The sequence below is a fragment of the Pseudomonas tumuqii genome (assembly GCF_013184545.1).
GTDB lineage: Bacteria > Pseudomonadota > Gammaproteobacteria > Pseudomonadales > Pseudomonadaceae > Aquipseudomonas > Aquipseudomonas tumuqii.
In genome coordinates this window covers 1-617 of the sequence record NZ_JAAOJA010000061.1, presented here as the reverse complement: position 1 = coordinate 617, position 617 = coordinate 1, and the positions used below count along the sequence as shown (strand labels likewise).

Below are 617 nucleotides of genomic sequence, written 5' to 3'. Positions count from 1 at the left end.
GCCGGGGTGAGGCCGGTGATGATGACGCCATCGTTCTCGTTGAGGACATTGATGGTGAGCTGGCCCGTGTCGCTATCGCCATCGCCATCGGTGAGGGTGTAGTTGAAGACATCGCTAGCGCTGCCGCCACCGCCCAGAGCGATAAAGTCCGGATCGCTGGTGTTCAGCGCATAGCTGTAACCACCATCGGCCAGCAGCGTGAGGGTGCCATAGGTACCGACGAGTACGGCCGGGGTGACGGCGCCACCGGCGGCCGGGCCGTCGGCACCGAGCACATCGTCCACACCATCGGTGAGGACATTGCCGGTGACCAGCAGATTACTCTCGGAGGCGGTACCGCCCACGTCATCGATGGCAGTAGGCACGTCGTCGACAACGCGGATGCTGAGGATGTCCGAAGCGATGGAACCATCGGCATCGGTGACGACCACGGCGAGGTTGTCGAAGAGGCTGTTCTCGCCAGCCCCACTGGCATGGGTCTCGTTGTCGAGCAACTCGTAGCTGTAGCTGACGCTGCCGCCGAAGGCATCGCCGCTGTAGCCGTTGATGGTCAGGGTATTGCCGAGATCGGTGGTGATGACGATGGGCACGCTGCCGCTATTGGCCAGAGCCGCAAA

The 617-nt window shown here is 62.9% G+C and carries 1 protein-coding gene; it reads right to left on the bottom strand.

Annotation, left to right across the window (positions count from 1 at the left end; all coding sequences use genetic code 11):
* Positions 1-617 (bottom strand): VCBS domain-containing protein (locus tag G9C89_RS24940; RefSeq protein WP_218575974.1); only part of this gene is annotated, 617 nt, incomplete at both ends.